Source organism: Coprococcus sp. AF38-1 (assembly GCF_003603945.1).
Taxonomy (GTDB): domain Bacteria; phylum Bacillota; class Clostridia; order Lachnospirales; family Lachnospiraceae; genus Coprococcus; species Coprococcus aceti.
Window position 1 is genome coordinate 157705 of sequence record NZ_QVGO01000009.1, and the last position, 21258, is coordinate 178962.

The 21258-nt window shown below is 44.9% G+C and carries 15 protein-coding genes, 2 tRNA genes and 1 riboswitch; of the genes, 16 read left to right on the top strand and 1 reads right to left on the bottom strand.

The features are described from left to right. The first annotated feature begins 84 nt into the window (after positions 1-84). Both DW025_RS14010 and DW025_RS14015 read left to right on the top strand, forming a co-directional pair. Positions 85-156: transfer RNA gene (locus DW025_RS14010), tRNA-Glu, on the top strand. 41 nt (positions 157-197) lie between these two features. Next, positions 198-269 (top strand) — tRNA-Glu (locus tag DW025_RS14015). Between the two features lie 66 nt (positions 270-335). Here DW025_RS14015 and DW025_RS14020 read toward each other — a convergent pair. Further along, a complete protein-coding gene (locus DW025_RS14020; protein ID WP_120000397.1) occupies positions 336-1568 on the bottom strand; it encodes a peptidoglycan-binding domain-containing protein in 1233 nt (410 codons plus the stop codon). 99 nt (positions 1569-1667) lie between these two features. Here DW025_RS14020 and DW025_RS14025 point away from each other — a divergent pair, with 99 nt between their 5' ends. The 14 genes from DW025_RS14025 (at position 1668) to DW025_RS14090 (ending at position 20710) form a co-directional block, all read left to right on the top strand. Beyond that, entirely contained in the window at positions 1668-2306 is a 639-nt protein-coding gene (locus tag DW025_RS14025) for a precorrin-2 dehydrogenase/sirohydrochlorin ferrochelatase family protein (protein ID WP_015534836.1), read from the top strand. 184 nt (positions 2307-2490) lie between these two features. After that, positions 2491-2913: a ribosome maturation factor RimP gene (gene rimP, locus DW025_RS14030; RefSeq protein ID WP_055144996.1), complete on the top strand. Its 423-nt coding sequence runs from the start codon at positions 2491-2493 to the stop codon at positions 2911-2913. 12 nt (positions 2914-2925) lie between these two features. Continuing rightward, complete coding sequence (gene nusA / locus DW025_RS14035; RefSeq protein WP_120000398.1) at positions 2926-4116, top strand: transcription termination factor NusA; 1191 nt, start codon at positions 2926-2928, stop codon at positions 4114-4116. 49 nt (positions 4117-4165) lie between these two features. After that, positions 4166-4435 (top strand): RNase P modulator RnpM, encoded by a 270-nt coding sequence (gene rnpM / locus DW025_RS14040; protein WP_015534837.1) that lies wholly within the window; start codon positions 4166-4168, stop codon positions 4433-4435. After that, positions 4419-4748, top strand: a complete 330-nt coding sequence (locus DW025_RS14045) for a L7Ae/L30e/S12e/Gadd45 family ribosomal protein (RefSeq protein ID WP_082418050.1) — start codon at positions 4419-4421, stop codon at positions 4746-4748. The genes rnpM and DW025_RS14045 overlap by 17 nt, the downstream gene beginning before the upstream one ends. A gap of 3 nt (positions 4749-4751) precedes the next feature. Beyond that, the gene (gene infB, locus DW025_RS14050) at positions 4752-7637 is read left to right on the top strand and encodes a translation initiation factor IF-2 (protein ID WP_120000400.1); all 2886 of its coding nucleotides are present in this window, start codon (positions 4752-4754) and stop codon (positions 7635-7637) included. Between the two features lie 8 nt (positions 7638-7645). Next, positions 7646-8059, top strand: coding sequence for a 30S ribosome-binding factor RbfA (rbfA, locus tag DW025_RS14055; protein WP_015534838.1), 414 nt, complete (start codon positions 7646-7648; stop codon positions 8057-8059). Between the two features lie 33 nt (positions 8060-8092). Next, positions 8093-9040, top strand: coding sequence for a DHH family phosphoesterase (locus DW025_RS14060; RefSeq protein ID WP_120000402.1), 948 nt, complete (start codon positions 8093-8095; stop codon positions 9038-9040). A gap of 14 nt (positions 9041-9054) precedes the next feature. Next, positions 9055-9957 (top strand): tRNA pseudouridine(55) synthase TruB, encoded by a 903-nt coding sequence (gene truB / locus DW025_RS14065; RefSeq protein ID WP_120000418.1) that lies wholly within the window; start codon positions 9055-9057, stop codon positions 9955-9957. A gap of 12 nt (positions 9958-9969) precedes the next feature. Next, positions 9970-10941, top strand: a complete 972-nt coding sequence (locus tag DW025_RS14070; protein WP_120000404.1) for a bifunctional riboflavin kinase/FAD synthetase — start codon at positions 9970-9972, stop codon at positions 10939-10941. A gap of 135 nt (positions 10942-11076) precedes the next feature. Continuing rightward, positions 11077-16410: a glycoside hydrolase family 9 protein gene (locus DW025_RS14075; protein ID WP_120000406.1), complete on the top strand. Its 5334-nt coding sequence runs from the start codon at positions 11077-11079 to the stop codon at positions 16408-16410. Between the two features lie 411 nt (positions 16411-16821). Continuing rightward, positions 16822-16897, top strand: a riboswitch (cyclic di-GMP riboswitch). A 123-nt stretch (positions 16898-17020) separates the two neighbouring features. Then, positions 17021-17836: a substrate-binding periplasmic protein gene (locus DW025_RS14080; protein WP_117549050.1), complete on the top strand. Its 816-nt coding sequence runs from the start codon at positions 17021-17023 to the stop codon at positions 17834-17836. Continuing rightward, positions 17820-19985 (top strand): ATP-binding protein, encoded by a 2166-nt coding sequence (locus tag DW025_RS14085; RefSeq protein WP_120000408.1) that lies wholly within the window; start codon positions 17820-17822, stop codon positions 19983-19985. The genes DW025_RS14080 and DW025_RS14085 overlap by 17 nt, the downstream gene beginning before the upstream one ends. A 29-nt stretch (positions 19986-20014) precedes the next feature. Beyond that, complete coding sequence (locus DW025_RS14090) at positions 20015-20710, top strand: YczE/YyaS/YitT family protein (protein ID WP_120000410.1); 696 nt, start codon at positions 20015-20017, stop codon at positions 20708-20710. Positions 20711-21258: the final 548 nt, after the last annotated feature.

Genomic DNA, 21258 nt, shown 5'->3' on the forward strand with positions numbered 1-21258 from the left:
TTATAAAAAAAGTGCTTGCATTCTGCTTTCGTTTCTGTTATATTAAACAGGTCGCAAGCGAAGCGGCAGGATACAAGCACTTATGGTTCGTTGGTCAAGCGGCTAAGACGTCGCCCTCTCACGGCGAAAACAGGGGTTCGATTCCCCTACGAACTGCTAAGAATCGAAAGATTCAATAATTAGATAACAAGACCTATGGTTCGTTGGTCAAGCGGCTAAGACGTCGCCCTCTCACGGCGAAAACAGGGGTTCGATTCCCCTACGAACTGCTAAAAGCTGAAATCATTATGATTTCAGTTTTTTTGTGTTTTCATGCCATAGTGTGTGAAGCGGTGCTACACATTCTCCGCAATCTTCGTAACTCCCACATATATCTGTGAAATTTTATACCACGTTTTATAGTCGGTGACTCCGGTAACCGGAAGATTGAATATCTGCTGGAACTTTCTCACAGCATCAGCGGTTTCCTGACCATATATGCCGTCGACGGTTACGGTACCGATGGCGGGATAGTTGAGTGCGATCCTGGCGAGCTGCCTCTGGAGCTGGGAGACCTTGTCGCCGCTTGAGCCGATGGTCAGCTCGTAGCCCGGATATGATGAAGGTATACCGGATATGGTCTCCGAGGTGTTGATGTATATTGTATCTCCGTAATAGTATCTGAGAATCTGGATGGCGGTGAGACCGTCGTCTGCCAGGGATTTTGACCCCCACTGGGTCATCCAGCCCGGACAGGATACACGTTTGCCATCGCAGTATTGGGTGAATAGTGGCTGTGTAACGTTGGGCTTTGAGAGATAGTTGGCGAACATCTCATCGACGATCTGGGAGACATTTTCAAATATGGTTGCATTGTAGACCCACTTTTGGTCGAACGCGGTATTGCTCGTGATAGTAAAGTCGTATCCTTTTCCCCTGTACCACTCGGTATAGACCCTATTAAGGGTAAATGACTGTATCGCCAGTACATTTGCGCGGATGGCTGCATCAGGCCAGGTGGAATATATCTCGTTGCAGGCAACATTCTTTATGTAATCCTTATATGGAACATAGTAGTCCCTGGCGGTGGAATCCGTTGGGGCGCCGTCATGGACAACGATGGTCTCAGGGACAACGACGCGGCTCAACACTATGCCGCCTGATGGATTCACCGGCTTTATCATGTCCTCGGCGATCTTGGGCGGATACTGTTCCCAGAGGGTGTGAGCGTCGAGAACAGTAGGGTTTGTATCGCTTCCATCGGATGGTGTCAGCTCTATGTTCTGGATACCATTCTCACCGGAGAATATCTGGACCCCGGAGATGAAGCGTTCATTGTACCCTGGCGCGTTCACAAGGACGTTGTATTCTGCGTATGGCTGGTTGTCGCCAGGCTCCAGACTGTAGGCGACATCGGGGGCGGGAAGCTCTTCATCGATGACGATACCATTTTTATCGGTGACAAATTCCTCTGAGGTGGAATCGGGCATTCCCGTAGGGCTTATGTATACGGAAGCACCCTCGACGGGAAAGAAATTATTGTTCGTTATCTGAATTTTTAGTGAACCAACGTTATTTGTAATTGCCATTTCTTAATTCCTCATTTATAATTTGCTGTGAAAGTTTTTTAAGCAGCTTTCACAGTAAGTATATGACTAGATTTATAGAATATTCGGAGGAGATAAGATATGGCATACTTTCCAATGTACATCGATCTTGAGGGCAAGAAAGTAATAGTTGTAGGTGGAGGTAAGGCAGCACTTAGAAAGATCAATTCGCTGCTGTATTTCGGAGCGAAGATAGCGGTCATTGCGCCGAAGGTGTGCGATGATATAAAAGCGATAAAGGGGATAAATGTACATGAGAGCAACGTGGCACTTGACATACTGCAGAATGCAGACATTGTTGTGGCGGCAACCAGGCGCCCGGAGATCAATGCCAAGATAGGTACATATTGTAATGACAGGGGCATCATGGTAAATGTGGCTGATAACAAGGAGCTCAGCAGCTTCCTGTTTCCAGGCGTTATCGTCCGCGGAGATCTTGTGGTGGGAGTCACAACAGGCGGCAACAGCCAGGCGGTATCCAAGCAGATCAGGAATATGATAGACAGGATGCTTCCAGAGGAGTACGAGGCGCTCACAAGAAAGATGGGAGCGTACACAGAGCTTGCAAATGTCAACATCAAGAGCACGGCACTTAGGGAGGAAGCACTGGATGAACTCGTCAAGGTTGCACTGTCCAACAAATGCGTTCTTGACGACAAGAAGGCGAACAAGGTGCTTGACAAATATTACCGTGAGGACGCAGCCAGAAGAAACGCATAAATATTTGTTAATATTTGTACTTGAATTATTTGATAATTATGATACAATAAATGAGATTGTTATAGATTGCAGCATGAGAGTGGGCCTTGGCCCACTCTCAATTGTTGTGGGGATAATATTTTACAGAAAGGTGGTCGTATTTACGAAGAGAGCGGATATTGAAGCAAAGACGGAGGCACTTGTGATGCCGATCATTGAGGCGAACAATCTGGAGCTTGTTGATGTGGAGTACGTCAAGGAAGGCAGTGATTATTACCTCAGAGTGTATGCAGACAAGGAAGGTGGCATCACGATCGGTGATTGCGAGATAGTGAACAGAGCACTTGGAGACCTGCTTGACCAGGATGATTATATAGGAGATGCCTATATACTGGAGGTCAGCTCACCGGGGCTTACGAGACCACTGAAGAAAGAGAAGGATTTCAAGAGAAGCATAGGTAAGGTCGTGGAGATCAAGACATTTGCCAAGGTAAATGGTGCAAAGGAATTCGAGGGTGTGCTCAAGGCATATGATGAGAATACAGTTACCATTGAGCTTGAGGATGAGACAGAGATAACAATAACGAGAAAAGATATTTCCATGATACGATTAGCATTTATATATTAGGAGGATAAAAAGGTGTCAGAGATCATTGAAGCATTGAATCAGCTTGAGAAGGAGAGAAACATTAGCAAGGATGTTCTGCTTGAGGCTATAGAGAGATCACTCAAGACAGCCTGCAAGAAGGATTTCAATACAGACGAGAACATTACAGTTTCACTGGACAGAGAGACTGGTGAGTGCCATGTATATGCAGCCAAAGAGGTTGTTGAGGAAGTTGAGAATCCTGCATGCCAGATAACACTGGAGCAGGCCAAGATGATAAGCAGCAAGTACGAGATAGGTGATACAGTAAATATAGAGATCACAACTAAGAACTTTGGAAGAATCGCAGCCCAGCGTGCGAGAAATGTCATCGTTCAGGCGATCAACGAGAACGAGAGAGCAGCTATATACGATCACTTCCATATGAAGGAGAAGGATATCGTAACAGGAATCGTTCAGAGACAGGTTGGAGACAGCGTGAATGTGAGCCTTGATGACAAGACAGAGGCACTCTTAAAGCCATCAGAGATGATCGAGGGAGAGAGCTACGAGAGAGGCGACAGAATAAAGCTTTATATCACAGAGGTCAAGAAGACAAACAGAGGACCAAGGATCACTGTATCAAGAACTCATCCAGAGCTCGTCAAGAGACTTTTTGAGAAGGAAGTAACAGAGATCGCAGACGGAACAGTTGAGATCAAGAGCTTCTGCAGAGAGGCAGGATCAAGATCTAAGATCGCAGTATGGTCAAACGATGAGAACGTCGATGCAGTTGGAGCATGCGTAGGAATCAATGGTGACAGAGTAAATGCTGTCGTTGCAGATCTGAACGGTGAAAAGATCGACATCATTCCTTGGAGTGAGAACCCTGCTGAGTTTATTTACAATGCGCTCAGTCCTTCAGATGTTGAGGACGTATCCGTTGATCTTGATGAGAAGACAGCATTTGTCGTAGTACCTGATACACAGCTTTCACTTGCAATCGGTAAGAAGGGTCAGAATGCCCGCCTTGCAGCAAAGCTGACAGGATACAAGATCGATATCAAGAGCCATTCAAAGGCTGAGGAGATGGGTTACTTTGATGAGCAGCCAGAGGATGAGTACGATGAGAACTTTGATTCTTATAACGACGATGAATATTATGATGAAGTAAGCGAAGATAAAGATGTCGATGCTGCTTCATTTGACATAGATGAAACAGTAGACACAAACGACGAAGAGTAATCATTTGCATTGATGTAGTGGCACATGATAGAGAATAGGGAGTGATGAGATGGCAAAGAAGGTACCTCTGAGGCAATGCCTTGGATGCCGTGAGATGATGCCGAAGAGTGAGCTGATAAGGATAGTCCGAAGCAATGACGGGCAGTTCGCAGTTGATGCAACCGGCAAGCTCAACGGAAGAGGCGCTTATATATGCAAGAGATCCGAGTGCCTTAAGAAGGCGGTTGGAAGCAAAGCACTTGAGAAGGCTTTCAAGGTCAGCATACCTGCTGAGGTGTATGAACAATTAGACAAGGAGCTGCGTGACATTGAAGAATAACAAGATCTACTCGTTAATTTCTCTGTGTGCCAGAGCCAGAAGGCTGTGCAGTGGCAATTTCTCAGTAGAGAAAGCAGTTAAGAATCAGAGCGCGTACGTGGTCATTGTGGCGAAGGACGCTTCTGACAATACGAAGAAACTTTTCGACCAGAAATGTAATTATTATGGGATTCCTTATTATGAGTACGGGACAAAGGATGAGCTTGGCAAGTACAGTGGCAATGAGATGAGAACATCCATTGCGATACTTGACGAGGGATTCGGGAATCAGATCATAAAGTACATGAATGTAAATGAAAACATGGAGGTGTAACATTTGGCTAAAATCAGAGTACACGAATTATCAAAACAGTTAAACATTTCAAATAAAGATATCATAGATACACTTGGCGCAAAGGGAATAGAGATCAAGAGTCATATGTCCAATCTGGACGATTCGATGGTTGGAATAATTAAGGCTAAGTTTGGAGCAAAGACTGCGCCAAAGGCCGAGGCTCCAAAGGCTGAGACCCCAAAGCCTGCAGCACCAAAGCAGGAGGCTCCAAAGGCAGCGCCTAAGACAGAGCAGCCAAAGCCTGAGACAGCAAAGCCTGCTGCAGCTCCAAAGGCGGACGCGCAGAAGCAGAATCCTTCAAGGGATGACAATTCAGCAGCCAGACAGGGTTCTGGCAATCATGTAAGATTTGCCAGGGAGGACAGAAACGGCGGCAAGATGAATAACAACGGTAACAGAGTCAGATTTAACAACGACAGACAGGGCGGTTCAGACAGAGCCAGATTCAGCAACGACAGGAACCAGGGCGACAGAAATCAGGGTGACAGACCAAGATTCGGCAGAGATGGCCAGGGCGACAGAAATCAGAGTGACAGACCAAGAGTAGGCAGAGACGGTCAGGGCGACAGACCAAGGTTTAACAGAGATGGCGACAGAAACCAGGGTGACAGACCAAGAGGAGGCAGAGACGGCCAGAATGACAGACCAAGGTTTAACAGAGATGGTGATAGAAACCAGGGTGACAGACCAAGATTTAACAGGGACGGCCAGGGTGACAGACCAAGGTTTAACAGAGACGGAGACAGAAACCAGGGTGGCGGACGCTTCGGCAATGGAGATAGAAACCAGGGCGGAAGAGGCTTTAACAGAGATGGTGGCAACCGTTTCAGCAACCGTATCAATATGCCATTTGGCAAGGATGACGAGGATGACAGCCCAGCTCAGAAGAGAGCACCATTCAAGAGAGACCGCAAGGACTTCGATGCGAAGGAGATGCCGGGTAAGGATTTAAAGAGCCAGAACAGAGATAACTACAACAGAGATAAGAACAAGCCACGTAAGGGCAACAGAAGATCACCTGAGGAGGTCGAGGCTGATATCAGCAGACTTGCGAAGAATGTGAAGAACAAGCCACAGAAGAAGCAGCAGACTGTGCAGGAGGATCCGGATGCAATCAGAACCATCACACTTCCTGAGGTTGTAACACTCAAGGAGCTGGCTGATGCGGTAAAGACTCCTGTAACAGCACTTATCAAGAAGCTGTTCCTCGCAGGTAAGATGGTCAATGTGAACTCAGAGCTTCCATTTGACGAGGCTTCAGAGATCGCACTTGAGTACAACTGTATAGCTGAGGAAGAGGAGAAGGTAGATGTGATCGAGGAACTCCTGAAGGAGGACGAAGAGGACGAGAAGGACATGGTTCCAAGACCTCCAGTAGTCTGCGTTATGGGACACGTTGATCACGGTAAGACATCACTCCTTGATGCGATCAGACAGACAAAGGTTACATCGGGCGAGGCTGGTGGAATCACACAGGCGATCGGTGCATCTGTTGTCGATGTAAATGGCCAGACCATCACATTCCTTGATACTCCTGGACATGAGGCGTTCACAGCGATGCGTATGCGTGGTGCACAGAGTACAGATATCGCTATCCTTGTTGTAGCTGCCGATGATGGAGTAATGCCACAGACTATCGAGGCTATCAACCATGCAAAGGCTGCCGGAATCGAGATCATAGTAGCGATCAACAAGATCGATAAGGAAAGTGCCAATATAGAGAGAGTTAAGCAGGAGCTTACAGAGTATGAGCTTATCCCAGAGGATTGGGGTGGTTCAACAATATTCTGTCCTGTATCTGCACATACTAAGGAAGGTATTGACAATCTCCTTGAGATGATCCTCCTCACAGCGGATGTGCTCGAACTTAAGGCAAATCCTAACAGAAAGGCAAGAGGTATCGTCATCGAGGCTGAGCTTGACAAGGGACGTGGACCTGTTGCAACAATGCTTGTACAGAAGGGAACACTCCATGTTGGAGATTACATCGCTGTCGGAGCGTCACATGGTAAGGTACGTGCCATGACCAACTCAAGAGGTGAGAGAGTTACAGAGGCTCTTCCATCAACACCTGTACAGATCCAGGGTCTCAACACAGTTCCTGATGCAGGCGAGATATTCATGGCAGTTGACAATGAGAAGGAAGCAAGAACCATATCAGAGACATATATCTCGCAGGGTAAGGAGAAGCTTCTTGCAGATACAAAGCAGAGAATGTCACTTGACGATCTGTACAGCCAGATCCAGGCCGGCAACCTCAAGGAGCTCAAGATCATCATCAAGGCAGATGTACAGGGTTCAGTTGAGGCCGTTAAGCAGAGTCTCTTAAAACTCTCAAATGACGAGGTCGTTATCAAGTGCATACACGCAGGTGTAGGTGCGATCAATGAGTCAGATATAATTCTTGCATCAGCATCAAATGCCATCGTAATCGGTTTCAATATCAGACCGGATGCGAGAGCAAAGGATATGGCTGACAGCGAGGGTGTAGATGTTCGTCTGTACAGAGTCATATACAATGCAATAGAGGATATTGATTCAGCAATGAAGGGTATGCTTGATCCTATATATGAGGAGAAGATCATCGGCCACGCTGAGATCAGACAGACATACAAGGCTTCTGGTATCGGTGTCATTGCCGGTTCATATGTTCTCGACGGAACAATCAACAGAAACTGCAGCGTAAGGATTACCAGAGAGGGCAATCTTATATTTGAAGGAAAGCTTGCTTCACTCAAGAGATTCAAGGATGATGTCAAGGAAGTTAAGTCCGGCTTTGAGTGTGGTATGGTATTCGAGAACTTCCAGGACGTTGCAGAGGAAGATCAGATAGAGGCATACGAGATGGTAGAGGTGCCTAGAAAGTAGTAATAGATATGAGAAAAAACAGTGTAAAGAATAACAGGATCAACGGTGAGGTCCAGAGAGAACTCAGCAGGATCATCAGCCGTGAGATCAAGGATCCAAGAATATCACCTATGACTTCGGTCGTTGATGTGGTTGTCACACCTGATCTCAAGTTCTGTAAGGCATATATCAGTGTCCTGGGTGACCAGGATGCTGTTGATTCCACATTTGCAGGGTTGAACAGCGCAATGGGATATATCAGAAGAGAGCTTGCTCATTCTGTAAATCTGCGCAATACACCGGAGATAACATTTATCATGGACCAGTCCATAGAGTATGGTGTCAGTATGTCCCACAAGATAGATGAGGCTCTCGGAAAGCATGGCGATGCTGACGAGAGTACAGATGAAAACTCAGAGAGTGAAGATGAGTTTGAAGAGTAGGATATAATATGAGAATTTAAAAGGAGGTATATCATGAACGATCTTATAAGGGAGATAGAGAACGCAGACAGCATAGCCATAACAGGACATATCAATCCTGATGGTGACTGTATAGGTTCAACACTTGGAATGTATAACTATATTACAAGCAATTACCCTGACAAGAGGGTTCAGGTATATCTTCAGGAATTCCCGGATGTATTCATGTTCCTGAATGGTGCATCTACTGTAAAGCATGAGGCAGATGACGAGACCTATGATCTGTTTATGTCGCTTGACTGCGGAGATATGGACAGATTCACACCATTTGTCAGATATTATGAGACTGCGAAGAGAACCTTGTGTATAGACCACCATGTGTCCAATAAGGGTTTTGGAGATGTATGTTATGTGGAAAGTGGTGCGTGTTCTGCTGCGGAAGCCATATTCAAGCTCCTTGACGCTGATAAGATCAATCAGAAGTGTGCAGAGTGCCTGTATACCGGAATAGTCCACGATACGGGAGTGTTTAAGCACAGCAATACAACAAGGGCAGCCATGACTATAGCGGGAATTCTTATAGAGAAGGGGGCAAGACCAAGCTTTGTCATAGATGAAACCTTCTACAAGAAGACGCTCATACAGAACAAGCTTCTGGGCTATGCTCTTCTCAATATGAAGCAGTTTGCGAATGGTAGGATAACCTACACTCTTCTGACAAAGGAGGACTTTGACAGATTTGGTGCCAGCAAGATGGATACGGATGGAATAGTGGATCAGCTCAGACTGACATCAGGTACTGAGGTTGCTTTCTTCATGTATCAGGCTGGTGAGGATAATTACAAGATATCCCTCAGGGCAAATGATATCGTGAACGTGAGTGAGGTCGCGTGCAGCCACGGCGGTGGCGGCCATGTGAAGGCTGCGGGATGCAATATGTCAGGTGATCCGGAAAAGATAGTTGCGGAGATAGTTGCGGATATAGAGAAACAGCTTGGATAGGATTGGTAACAGTTATGATAGATGGATTTATCAATATATATAAGGAGCAGGGGTTCACGTCATTTGATGTGGTGGCAAAGCTCCGTGGTATATTAAAACAGAAAAAGATAGGTCATACCGGAACTCTCGATCCCATGGCGGAGGGAGTTCTTCTTGTGTGTCTGGGAAGTGCTACGAAGATGTGCGATCTGCTCACTGAGAAGAACAAGACATACACATGTACCATGCTTCTCGGAAAGACCAGCGACACCGAAGACGTGACAGGAGTCATGACAGACGTGACAGATGTATATCCTGATGAGAAGACAGTCAGGGCTGCGGTGATGAGTTTTGTAGGCGATTACATGCAGATCCCGCCTATGTATTCAGCCATCAAGGTAAATGGTAAGAAGCTCTATGAGCTGGCGAGGGCCGGACAGGTTATAGAGAGAGAGCCGAGACCGGTCACGATACATGGTATCACCATACAGTCGGTAGAACTTCCGAGGGTGACATTCGATGTGAGCTGTTCCAAGGGAACATATATCAGAAGCCTGTGCAGGGATATAGGAGAGAAGCTTGGCTGCGGTGCGGTGATGGAGAAGCTTGTCAGAACCGAGGTGAAGGGCTTTACTATAGAAGAAAGTCTGACGCTTGATGAGGTGGAGAAGGCAAGGGATGACGGGACACTCATGCAGCATATATTAACAACGGATAAACTCATGCCGGATATACCGGAGCTTCATATAGCTGAGAAGGGTGTTAAGCTTCTGGCAAATGGAAATAAGCTCAGTGCGGATGCATTTGCCGAGAATAAGATACACAGGGATACCTATGTCAAGGTGTTCGATGAGAATGGAAGATTTGCGGCACTGTATGAATACAGCGATGAGAAGAGGCAGTATGTGCCGTTCAAGATGTTTCCGGTGAGCAATTAAGGACAGACAGTTATGATTCATATAAAGGACACGAAGAAGGTAAAACTGAATAGCACAGAGCGCACGGCGGTTGCCCTGGGCAAGTTTGATGGTATCCATCAGGGACACATGCTGTTGATAGAGCAGGTGTTGATGCTTCAGAGACAGGGATATATGGGCGTTGTGTTCACATTTGACATGAGGGAGAATCATGTGTTTGATGTGAGCAATATGAAGACCATATACACATCTGACGAGAAGGCACAGGTGGTATCGGATACCGGAGTTGACGTCCTGGTTGAATATCCGTTTGACGATGCATTTGCGGCTACAGAGCCGAAGGCGTTCATCAGATATGTTCTGGTGGACATGATGCGGGCCGGATATGTCGTGGTTGGAAGCGATTACAGATTCGGCAGAGACAGAAAGGGCGATGTGGATACCCTCAGAAGCTATGCGGACGAGTATGGATATAAGGTCATAGTCATAGACAAGCTGAAACAGGATGATGAGGTGGTCAGTTCCACAGTCATCAGGAAGAATATATCTGAGGGAGATGTGAGATCTGTCATCCCGATGCTCGGAAGACCATACAGCATGACAGGTGAGGTGGTGTCCGGCAAGCAGCTTGGAAGAACCATAGGAATACCAACGGCGAATATGCTGCCAGAGGAACGCAAGCTGTACCCGCCGGCTGGTGTGTATGCTTCAAGGATCAGAATAGTTCAGGGAGAGCATGCGTGTCATGTGGATCCGTTCAGAGTCTATAATGGAATCACCAACATAGGTGACAACCCAACAGTGAACGACAAAGGAAACATTACTATAGAGACTAATATCTTTGACTTTGACAGGGATATATACGGACAGATCATCAAGGTGGAGCTTATAGAGAAGATCCGGGGCGAGAAGAAATTTGGAAGCCTGGATGAGCTCAAGGCCCAGATGACAAATGACATAGAGAATTCAAAGAGAATACTTGGAAACAAGGTGTTGGTAAAATAGCACAGAAAACATTGGTAATTATGCGGATAAATAATGACGGATTATTGGGTCGCATGAAGATGTTTTCTGTGCTATATTTTTAATAATAGGGTATTTTTTTCTGGTAGAAAAGGAAGTACAAGGAGGAAAAGGGAAATGAGAAAGAAAGCAGCGAGCAGGATCCTGGCATATGTTCTCACCTTATGCATGATCATCGGCAATATAACATGGCCGGAGATCACAGCTAAGGCGGAGACCATAACGCTGGATCTGAAACCGGACACCGGTTGGAAGACGGTGACTGCAAAGTCGGATACTTATAGTAAGAAGCCTAAGGCAGAGATGAGGCTTTCTCCACCGAGTGAACTCGGCTCTATGAAAGCGATTGCTGATGCCGGGTATAAGACACTCAAGATCACATATGCGGTGGAGGATTTCACTGAACTAAGTGGGGAAAGTTCAGGAGTTATGCCATTTGTATCATATGGGCCATCGTGGTCCAATAATGATGTATGGATTAATCTGGAAAAAGCCGGACAGTTTGAGGCTACACTTGATCTGGCATCGATCAATACTACCAGCACAGAGAGCGTGGCATTTGGAATACAGGTTGCCAATCTTCAGGAAAACAGCACGATCAAGTTCAGGATCGTGTCAGCGGTTCTCTCAGGAACAAAGAGCACCTCTGGTGGCTCATCAGGCGACAGCGGATCAGGCAGTGCAGATCTTGATTCAATTGGAAACACAAGTTCAAGCGTAACCGCAAGTCTTGCCGATGGAGATGGAACAGCCAAGGGAGATGGCTACTACGAGACAGAGATAACGATAAATAACAAGAGCAATTCATACATAGCTGACTGGATAGCGGTTGCTGATGTGAATGGTTCGGTAACTGCAGTTAAGGATTACAGCAGCTGGTCGGATCTCAAGGGTGTATTCAGTGATGGAAAGCTGTACATATATCCAAACACATCCAAGAAGTCAGGTGCAGTAAATGCAGGTTCGAGCGTGAGATATTCAAAGCTTGGCTACAAAGGTACGGCAAATGGTGTGTCTATAACAGGTGTTAAGGTGTACTACAGCTCACAGTCAGGTGCATTTGACTCATTTATCGGTTCACTTTCATCATCATCTGGCGGAGCCGGGGACAACACAGGTGAGATAAATACAGATGTTGAGTACAATTATGCAAAGCTTCTTCAGGAGTCACTGTATCTTTATGATGCGAATATGTGTGGAAGTGATGTATCTGCCAAGAGTGAGTTCTCCTGGAGATCAAACTGCCATACTGAGGATGCAAAGACAACATATAATGGAAAAACTGTGGATGTCAGCGGTGGATACCATGATGCGGGAGATCATGCCAAGTTTGGTCTGCCACAGGCATATTCGGCTACAGTTCTAGGAATAGCGCACATGGAGTTTGCTGAGGCATTTGCGGATACTGCTACAGAGGCACACTATAAGAGGATCATGGACAGATTCGTTGATTATTTCGAGAGATGCACAGTCCTTGGAAGTGATGGCTCGGTTCAGGCTTTTTGTTATCAGGTCGGTGATGGAAATGTCGATCATGGATACTGGGGAGCTCCGGAAAATCAGCCTTCCAGAAGTGGCCAGGCAACATTTACATCTGATTCAGATACATGTACAGATATTGTCTCAGAGACAGCGGCTGCACTTGCGGCATATTATATAAATTACAAGGATAAGAAAGCACTTTCCTATGCGGAGAAGCTTTTCACATATGCGGATACGAAGGCCAAGAAGAACAGCTCGGGTCCGGCATCAGGTTTCTATAGCTCAGATTCGTGGGAAGATGACTATGCCCTTGCGGCAGCTCTTCTGTACAAGGCTACAGGTAAATCAGCATATGCAACAAAATACAATAATGTATATGGTGGTAGAACAAATCCTAACTGGGCTCTTTGCTGGAATAATGTGGCTCAGGCGGCTCTGCTCTACAGTCCTAACTCATCCAAGAAGAGTGTGTTCGTGGAGAACCAGTCAGGGCTTATAGCAAGCAAGACGCAGTCAGGGGATAACAATTTCTGCCTGATAGACAGCTGGGGATCGGCGAGATATAACACTGCTCATCAGATGACAGGTCTCATGTATGATACTATATATGGAAAGAATGATTATTCATCATGGGCAAATGGTCAGATGAAGTACATACTTGGCAACAATGCAGGTTCAAAGTGTTTTGTTGTCGGTTACAACAAGTATTCATCAAAGTACCCTCATCACAGAGCCTCAAGCGGATATCAGGGTTCTGTAACTGGAAATGCATATACAAAGCAGGCACATGTACTTGTCGGCGCTTTGGTTGGCGGCCCGGCGGGTTCGAGTACATCCTATGTAGATAGCTCAGAAGATTATAACCAGAACGAGGTTGCACTGGACTATAATGCAGGCCTTGTGGGTGCAGCAGCAGGACTTTATCTGTATGTGAAGAACAGCGGAACAGATGAGGAGAAGGCAGTACAGAAGGTAGTTCCAAAGAGCGAGGTGTCGTCAGAGCTCAGGACGATAAGCGGGGAGTCAGGTGGAAATGTCACCACTGAGACTACAACAAAGACAACTACCACAGAGAAGGCAACAAAGAATCCTTCATCTGGATCCAGCACGGGTTCGACAGGATCAACAACAGGTTCATCAACAGAAAAGACTACAGAGTCTTCTACGGAAACTCAGGTTATACCAGTCAAAGGAATCACATTTGACCAAACGGCACTTACTATGAAGGTAGGTGAGAGTGGACAGATAAAAGCCACAGTCACACCAGCGGATGCGACAGACAGCTCACTCGTGTGGACAAGCTCTGACAGGACAAAGGTATCAGTTCAGAATGGCAAGATAACGGCACTTACAGCTGGAACGGCCACCATCACCGCAAAGGCAAAGGATGGTTCAGGCGTTAAGGCTGTGTGCAAAGTCATGGTTCTTGAGCCGGGAAAACTGTCATGCGAAACTTCTGGAAAGGCATGGAATGCTCTTGTCTATGGATACGGGGATGTTTCTTCAGAACGCATAGGCTTAAGTAATTGTGGCGAGACTGAGCTGAGCGATGTGAAGGCGAGTCTCAAGACCGGAAGTAATTTCCAGATCACAGTATATCCTGCAGGTCAGATAGCAGCCGGACAGGAGACCTCTGTTGAGGTGAGACCTGTGACAGGCCTTGCTGCAGGAAGCTATAGCGATACACTTGTGATCACAACAGCAAATGGAACAGCGAATATACTTCTTAAAGCGAAAGTCGCAAAGTCTGAGAACACAGCTAGTGTGTCACTTGCCAAAAAGGCAGTTTCATCATCATCTGTAACAGTTGAGAGCTATGTATCAGGTACAAATACAGGAGTTGAATATGCAATATCTACAGTTCCTGTCGATGATGCGGATAGTCTCACATGGCAGGACGGCGCATATTTTGCAGGACGCAAGGCATTTACAAAGTATTATGTATATGGACGAATGAAGGCAACTTCAAATCTGAATGCCGGTGCAATGAGTAAGGCACTTGAGATTGTGACACTTGTGTCAGATCCATACACAATAGATGTTGGACGACTTGGCGACAGTGAATATGTTGGAGCTTTGGTAGATGGCAATGGCAATCCAACTGTAAGAGTGTCTGAGTCTGGTGAAAATATACTGGTTTCATTTACACAGAGCGGTGATTATACTGTGACGGGCGATGGCGCAGATGTGGCGGTTGATACCGGAAAAGCAGGCAGTATCACGATAGACAGTGCTGTGTTAAAGAAACTCACAGTAGATCCAGGCAATTCTGGAACATTCGTGATCAGTGTGCTTGGAAACAATATCGTCTCAGATGGAATCAAATGTATGGAGAATTCTGCGGGATCAGGTGTTGTGAAGATAAATGGAAATGGCGATTCATCAGTGATAGTCTCATCAACACCGGATGCTCCGGCGGTAAAGGCTGACGGAGATGTTGAGATATCAGGCATAAAGATAAAGTCTGAGGGCAAGGGCGTTGAATCAGCTGGCACAGTGAAGATATCCGGTGGCAGCAACAAGATAGAGGCAGTGTCGGAGGCCGTTGCAGCGAAGGATGTCGAGATGACAGCTGGCTTGCTTGATGCCACATCCACAGCTCTTGGCGAGGATGAGTCGGTTATATCAGCGGATAATTCTATAAAGCTTGTAGGCGGAAAGATCACAGCAGATGCATCAGGTTCAAGTACAGGTGGATCATTTGGTGTCAGATCAGACGATGGAAAGATCATAGTTGACGGAGATGCCGTTATAGGCGGAGATCCGACGTATTCAAAGGATCCTGTAGACAGCACGGGTGAGAGCATTGTTATGGTCAAGGTGACATTTGTCGATGAGAATGATGATCAGATCTGTGTATCGTCATTCAACAAGGGTTCAATACTTGATATCTCAAAGCTCGATATAACTACAAAAGATGGTGTAGCTTACTCAGCATCAAAGCCTGGGTACAGCCTGACATGGACCGACAATGCAGGTAAGACATATGTGGCCGATGCGTTGTATGGAGCCGTGGATGGAGATATTACACTGAAGGCTGTGTGGACATGGATAACGGTTGACATATCTAAGAGCGCAAAGGTAATTTATAAGGCGACACAGAAGGCATCCTACAAGGCTACATATACGGGAGCGAAGATAACTCCTGCAGTAGTGGTTAGTGTTGGAAATACCACACTTGTATCTGGCACAGATTACACAGTTACATATTCATCGAATATAAATGCCGGAACAGCCAAAGCGGTCGTAAAGGGCAAAGGAAAATACAAAGGCACGGTTACATTGACATTTGCCATTGCAAAGAGAGATATCAAAAAGGCAAAGGTGGCTGTGTCAGCAAAGGTTCTGTATACAGGCAAGGCAGTAAAGCCAAATACCAAGGTGGTGTACGGCAAGACCAAGCTCACATTGAATAAGAATTACAAGATAACATGCTATTCCAATAAGAACTTCGGCAAGGCAAAGGTAGTCATAACCGGAATTGGCAACTATGGTGGAAGTGTGGTGAGATACTTCAATATAGTTACAAAGGCCGGAAAGGTATACACATACGGAAACTACAGATATAAGATAACAAATGCATCCACAAGAGGCAGGGGAACAGTAACTCTTGTGTCAGTAGCCAAGAAGACAACTTCTGTTACAGTGCCGGATGCGATAAAGCTTGGCGGAAAGACATTCAAGGTCACAGCCATAGGAGGCGGAGCGTTCAAGGGTAATACAAAGCTTGCAAAGGTTGTTATAAGCAAGAATGTAAAGACCATAGGTTCAAAGGCATTTTACGGATGTAAGAACCTCAAGGCACTTGTGGTGAGAAACACGGCCATGACCACAAAGACGGTAGGAGCTGCTGCCTTTACAGGAACATACGCAAAGATGACCGTCAAAGTACCGGCATCAAAGCTTGCTTACTATAAGAAACTTCTGGTAGCAAGGGGTGTGTCTAAGAAAGCGGTTATCAAAAAGTAAGATATATTCAATAAAATAATTTCTTTATAGACATTTCAGAAAGATCCAGACATGACGTATAAGTTGTGCCTGGATTTTTTTTCTATAGGTAGAGATGGGGGACGGAGGTGCTTAACATAAAACAGGCAAAGAGTTTGCTGAATGGTATTGCCCAATATTTTGCTTTGAATGATTTACAAAATGATTTGCGCTTCAAAGTTTTATGTGACAAACGTAACATCCTATGATATTATAAAAAAGATATAAGCGAAAATGACTTTTGCAGAAAGACGTTTTAAAGATATGGAACGATCTTAGTACAAATGAGCAGGAAACAGTGATGTCAATGTTGTGTGGACTTCGGAAGTAGAAGAACAGTTCGAATGTATATATCGGCTGTTCTTTTTTTGGGCATAAGTTTAAAAGTTAAAAAATGATAATCGGCAAACCAGATGAAAGTCTGGGACGCAAAGCTACAGGGCCTTTAAAATGGCAGCCAGTTGCATGAAATTAGGTGCACTGTCTGTAGGACAGTGTTTTTTTATGATGATATTTCATAGATGTAACCATAATAATTTTATTAGGAAATCAGATATGAAAAAACGAAAAAATAGTTAAGGATAGACGGAAAATGATAGGAAAAAGAGTGATTGCAGGCATTCTGCTTGCGGGAATCTTAACAGTCACCCTGGCAGGGTGCACAAACACAGGTGACAGTAGAAAAGAAATGGAAAAACCCATCATCACGCTCGGGAGTGACAGTTATCCACCATACAATTATCTGAATGAGGATGGAATCCCGACAGGAATCGATGTAGAACTGGCTACAGAAGCTTTCGAAAGAATGGGATATCAGGTGGAGGTTGTACAGATCAACTGGGAGAAGAAAAAAGAACTGGTGGAGAGCGGAGAGATTGACTGTATCATGGGTTGTTTTTCCATGGAAGGACGACTTGACGATTATCGCTGGGCGGGACCATATATAGCAAGCCGTCAGGTGGTTGCTGTAAATGAGAACAGCAATATCTATAAACTGAGTGACCTGGAGGGAAAGAACCTAGCTGTCCAGTCCACAACCAAACCGGAAGGCATCTTTCTGAACCGGACAGATGAAAGAATCCCCAAGCTGGGAAATCTGATCAGTCTTGCACACCGGGAGTTGATTTATACGTTTCTGGGGAAAGGATATGTAGATGCAGTTGCCGCACATGAGGAATCGATTTTCCAGTATATGAAGGATTATAACACAAGCTTCCGTATTCTAGAAGAACCGCTGATGATTACGGGGATAGGTGTTGCTTTCGCAAAAGATGATGACAGAGGAATCTGTGAGCAGATGGACCAGACGCTGGAAGAAATGCGTCAGGATGGCACATCCCTGAAAATCATTGAAAAATACCTGGATAATCCTGAGAAGTATCTGGAGGTAGATGATCTTGGATATTAAGAAAAAGAAGAAAGAAAAACGAATCCGGCTACTCGGTGGTCTGATTGGAATCTGTGTGGCAATAGCCTTTCTGTTCTATTTCTTCAACGCAGAAAAAACAGAAGCAGAGAAAAGAATGGTGGAGATTGTAAACTATGTCAAAGTGCAGTGTTCAAGCTACACCCATTATAATGAATCTTCGGAATCCAAAAGTCTCCTCCGTGCGATTGAAAGTGCCAGACAGATGAGTACGAATATCGACATGGAAACAGAAAACGGTGGTCAGCTGAGTCAGGAATTTCTGAAAGAAAATCTGCAGACGCTCTGGGTGGATGGTATCATTGTACTGGATAAAGAAGGAAAGACGGACTGTGAATACAGCACGGATGAATCTCTGTACAACGAGATTACGGAGTATCTGCAAAAAGAAATTATCATGGATTTTGCCGGATATGAAGAAAGATCTTATTCAGAACGGTTTACCAGGGAAGATGGATCATATATTGATATTGCAGCCTGCGCCAGAAAAGATGCACCGGGTATTGTGGCAATCTACTATTACACATCACCTGAATTTGCCAGAAATTATACCCTTACGATACAGAGGCTTTTAAACGGCTATAGTGTCCATAAAGATGGAACAATAATTATTGCAGATGATGGAATAGTTGTTGCCAGTAACGATGAGAGCCTTCTGGGGCAGAATACAACTGGTAACGAGGTTGTTCAGGAAATGAAAAAGCATACAGACAGTCAGCATATTTATCATTTGAAGAATGAGGGAACTGGATGTTACGGTATCATGCTGAAGCAGCGAGATTATTATATTTATGCATATCTTCCGGACACAGAAGTGTTTCATAACCTTCCATTGAGTGTAGCAGGTGTTATTTTCCTTTATTTGCTGATGTTCAGTACATTTTGGTTCTGGGCATACAGAACCAATCTTACACATCAGAAACTGGAACAGGAAAAAGACGAAAAATATAAAGCAGAACTTCTGATAGCTGCAAAAAAGGCAGAAGCCGCCAATGAGGCAAAAACGGAGTTCCTTCAGCGAATGAGCCATGATATCCGGACTCCGATCAATGGAATCTGCGGTTTGGTCAGTATGGCAGACTATTATGCAGATGATATGGAGAAGCAGGCGGAATACAGGACAAAGGTTAAAGAGGCATCCAATCTGTTGCTGGAACTGGTAAATGATATTCTGGATATGAGTAAGCTTGAGTCTGGTGAAATCGTTCTGGAAGAGATTCCATTTAATCTGAGCAGTATTTCAAGGGAAGTATTCGTTGTGATCGAGCTGATGGCTGCAGAACAGAATATCCGGATCGTGTGGGAGAAAAAAGAAATCACACACCAGAATTTTATTGGAAGTCCAGGGTATGTGAAACGTGTGATGATGAATATCCTGTCGAATGCGGTGAAATATAATAGAGAAAACGGACGTATATATATCAGCTGCATGGAAATTCCATCCGAACAGCCAGAAATGACGACAATGGAATTTGTCTGCCGGGATACAGGAATCGGAATGACTGAGGAGTTCCAGAAATGTGTGTTTGAACCATTCACGCAGGAACACGCAGGAAGCCGCACAAAATTTGCAGGAACAGGCCTGGGAATGCCGATTGCAAAAAATCTGGTCGAGAAAATGGGTGGAACAATTACCTTTGAAAGCAAAGAAGGCGAAGGAACTACCTTTGTGATCAGGGTTCCGTTTAAAATAGATCTAGATGCGAATAAACGTGAAGAGCAGAAGTGTGTATCAGAAAAATCTATAAAGGGACTGCATATTCTTCTGGCAGAAGATAATGAGCTGAATATGGAAATTGCAGAATTTGTGCTTCATAATGAAGGCGCGGACGTGACAAAAGCATGGAATGGTAAGGAAGCTGTTGAGCTGTTCAGAAAAAGTGAATCTGGTGATTTTGATGCTATTCTTATGGACATTATGATGCCGGTCATGAATGGTTATGAAGCCACAAAGATGATCAGGTCTTTGGACAGAGTGGATGCAAAGAAGGTACCGATCATTGCAATGACAGCAAATGCATTTACGGAGGACAGGCTGAAAGCTAAAGAAGCAGGAATGAATGACCATGTGGCGAAGCCGGTTGACATGAGTATTTTAATATCTGTCATTGCAAAATATATAGAACGATGATCCGTTTTTGGAAAAAGAGGAGCAGAGTAATGAAGAACATGAAGGTAAGAATCCCAATGTATTTTGTTGGACTGTTTATTATGACTATAGGAATAGCACTTTCAGTCAAATCCAATCTGGGAGTGTCGCCGGTTAGCTCTATACCATATACGATGACATGTGTATGGGGAATCGAGATGGGAAAGGCGACGATCATATTCCATGCGGCATTGGTGCTTATACAGATCGTTATCCTTCGAAAGAATTTTAAACCGATAAATCTCCTTCAGATAGTGGTTGGAGTAGTATTTGGATACTTTACGACGTTCTGTAATTATCTTGCGACATTTCTGCCATCAACAGATAACATAGTTGTCAGGGGTGTTTTGATGCTTGTGAGTACCATATTCATAGCAGGCGGAATATTCTTTTATCTGCCGGCGGATCTTATCCCACTTGCCGGGGAGGGTGTTATGCAGGCTGTCTCAGAGGTCACACGCATTGAATTTTCAAAGGTAAAGATCGGATTTGACTGTTCTATGGTGGCTGTGTCGGTCGTAACATGCCTGATCTGTATACATAGTCTTGGAAGCGTGGGCGCCGGTACGGTTATTGCCGCATTCCTTGTCGGATTCAATCTGGGTAAGTTGAATAAGGCATTTGGCGGAAAACGAGATAAACTTCTTGGAAAGCACACATACACTGAGGAGGAAGTGCTCAGGGAGAGAATGAAGCAATTGCATTAGGACTTGTTCCTGCCCGTGAGCCGGTCGAATTTTTATCCTTAATCAACCTGTTTTGTAGAATTAGGGATAATATTTTCTCGTTTTCTAAAATATAGGGTTGTAAGGTATAAAAGTTCAGGACTTTATCCTGAAAGGCGGTATTTGTGAGCTCGTCTACGTATGTCTGACTGTCATATGGTCCATTTGCATTTATATGGAAAAGATGTTTTTGCGCTTTCGCGGCACGCCGGCAAGTTCTGCGCTGAATATATTCCTGTTGTATTCTATGCGCTTTTCTTTCCATCAATCAAGTGACAGTATCTGCTCTAAATTCGTATCGGAAGGCTGCTCTGATCTATTCCTATCTACGTCATATGATGCGGGAACGGTGGCATTTTCCGGTTTTGTAAGTTTTAAATTCATTTTTGAAATCCCCTTTTGTACTTGTTTATATGAGACGATATAACATTTGGGTTTTGTTGGCAAGGCTTTTAAGTAAATACATGAGCCGGAATGTGATATGTACCCTCTTTACTGGACAACCAGTAAGGAGGGTATTTTTATGCGTT

What these genes read in the sequence shown, in the direction of transcription:
- rnpM (WP_015534837.1), top strand. Translation starts at nt 4,166, where the DNA reads ATGGCAAAGAAGGTACCTCTGAGGCAATGCCTTGGATGCCGTGAGATG.
- DW025_RS14085 (WP_120000408.1), top strand. Translation starts at nt 17,820, where the DNA reads ATGATCTTGGATATTAAGAAAAAGAAGAAAGAAAAACGAATCCGGCTA.
- DW025_RS14025 (WP_015534836.1), top strand. Translation starts at nt 1,668, where the DNA reads ATGGCATACTTTCCAATGTACATCGATCTTGAGGGCAAGAAAGTAATA.
- DW025_RS14060 (WP_120000402.1), top strand. Translation starts at nt 8,093, where the DNA reads ATGAACGATCTTATAAGGGAGATAGAGAACGCAGACAGCATAGCCATA.
- DW025_RS14075 (WP_120000406.1), top strand. Translation starts at nt 11,077, where the DNA reads ATGAGAAAGAAAGCAGCGAGCAGGATCCTGGCATATGTTCTCACCTTA.
- truB (WP_120000418.1), top strand. Translation starts at nt 9,055, where the DNA reads ATGATAGATGGATTTATCAATATATATAAGGAGCAGGGGTTCACGTCA.
- DW025_RS14020 (WP_120000397.1), bottom strand. Translation starts at nt 1,568, where the DNA reads ATGGCAATTACAAATAACGTTGGTTCACTAAAAATTCAGATAACGAAC.
- DW025_RS14070 (WP_120000404.1), top strand. Translation starts at nt 9,970, where the DNA reads ATGATTCATATAAAGGACACGAAGAAGGTAAAACTGAATAGCACAGAG.
- DW025_RS14080 (WP_117549050.1), top strand. Translation starts at nt 17,021, where the DNA reads ATGATAGGAAAAAGAGTGATTGCAGGCATTCTGCTTGCGGGAATCTTA.
- rimP (WP_055144996.1), top strand. Translation starts at nt 2,491, where the DNA reads ATGCCGATCATTGAGGCGAACAATCTGGAGCTTGTTGATGTGGAGTAC.
- DW025_RS14090 (WP_120000410.1), top strand. Translation starts at nt 20,015, where the DNA reads ATGAAGAACATGAAGGTAAGAATCCCAATGTATTTTGTTGGACTGTTT.
- rbfA (WP_015534838.1), top strand. Translation starts at nt 7,646, where the DNA reads ATGAGAAAAAACAGTGTAAAGAATAACAGGATCAACGGTGAGGTCCAG.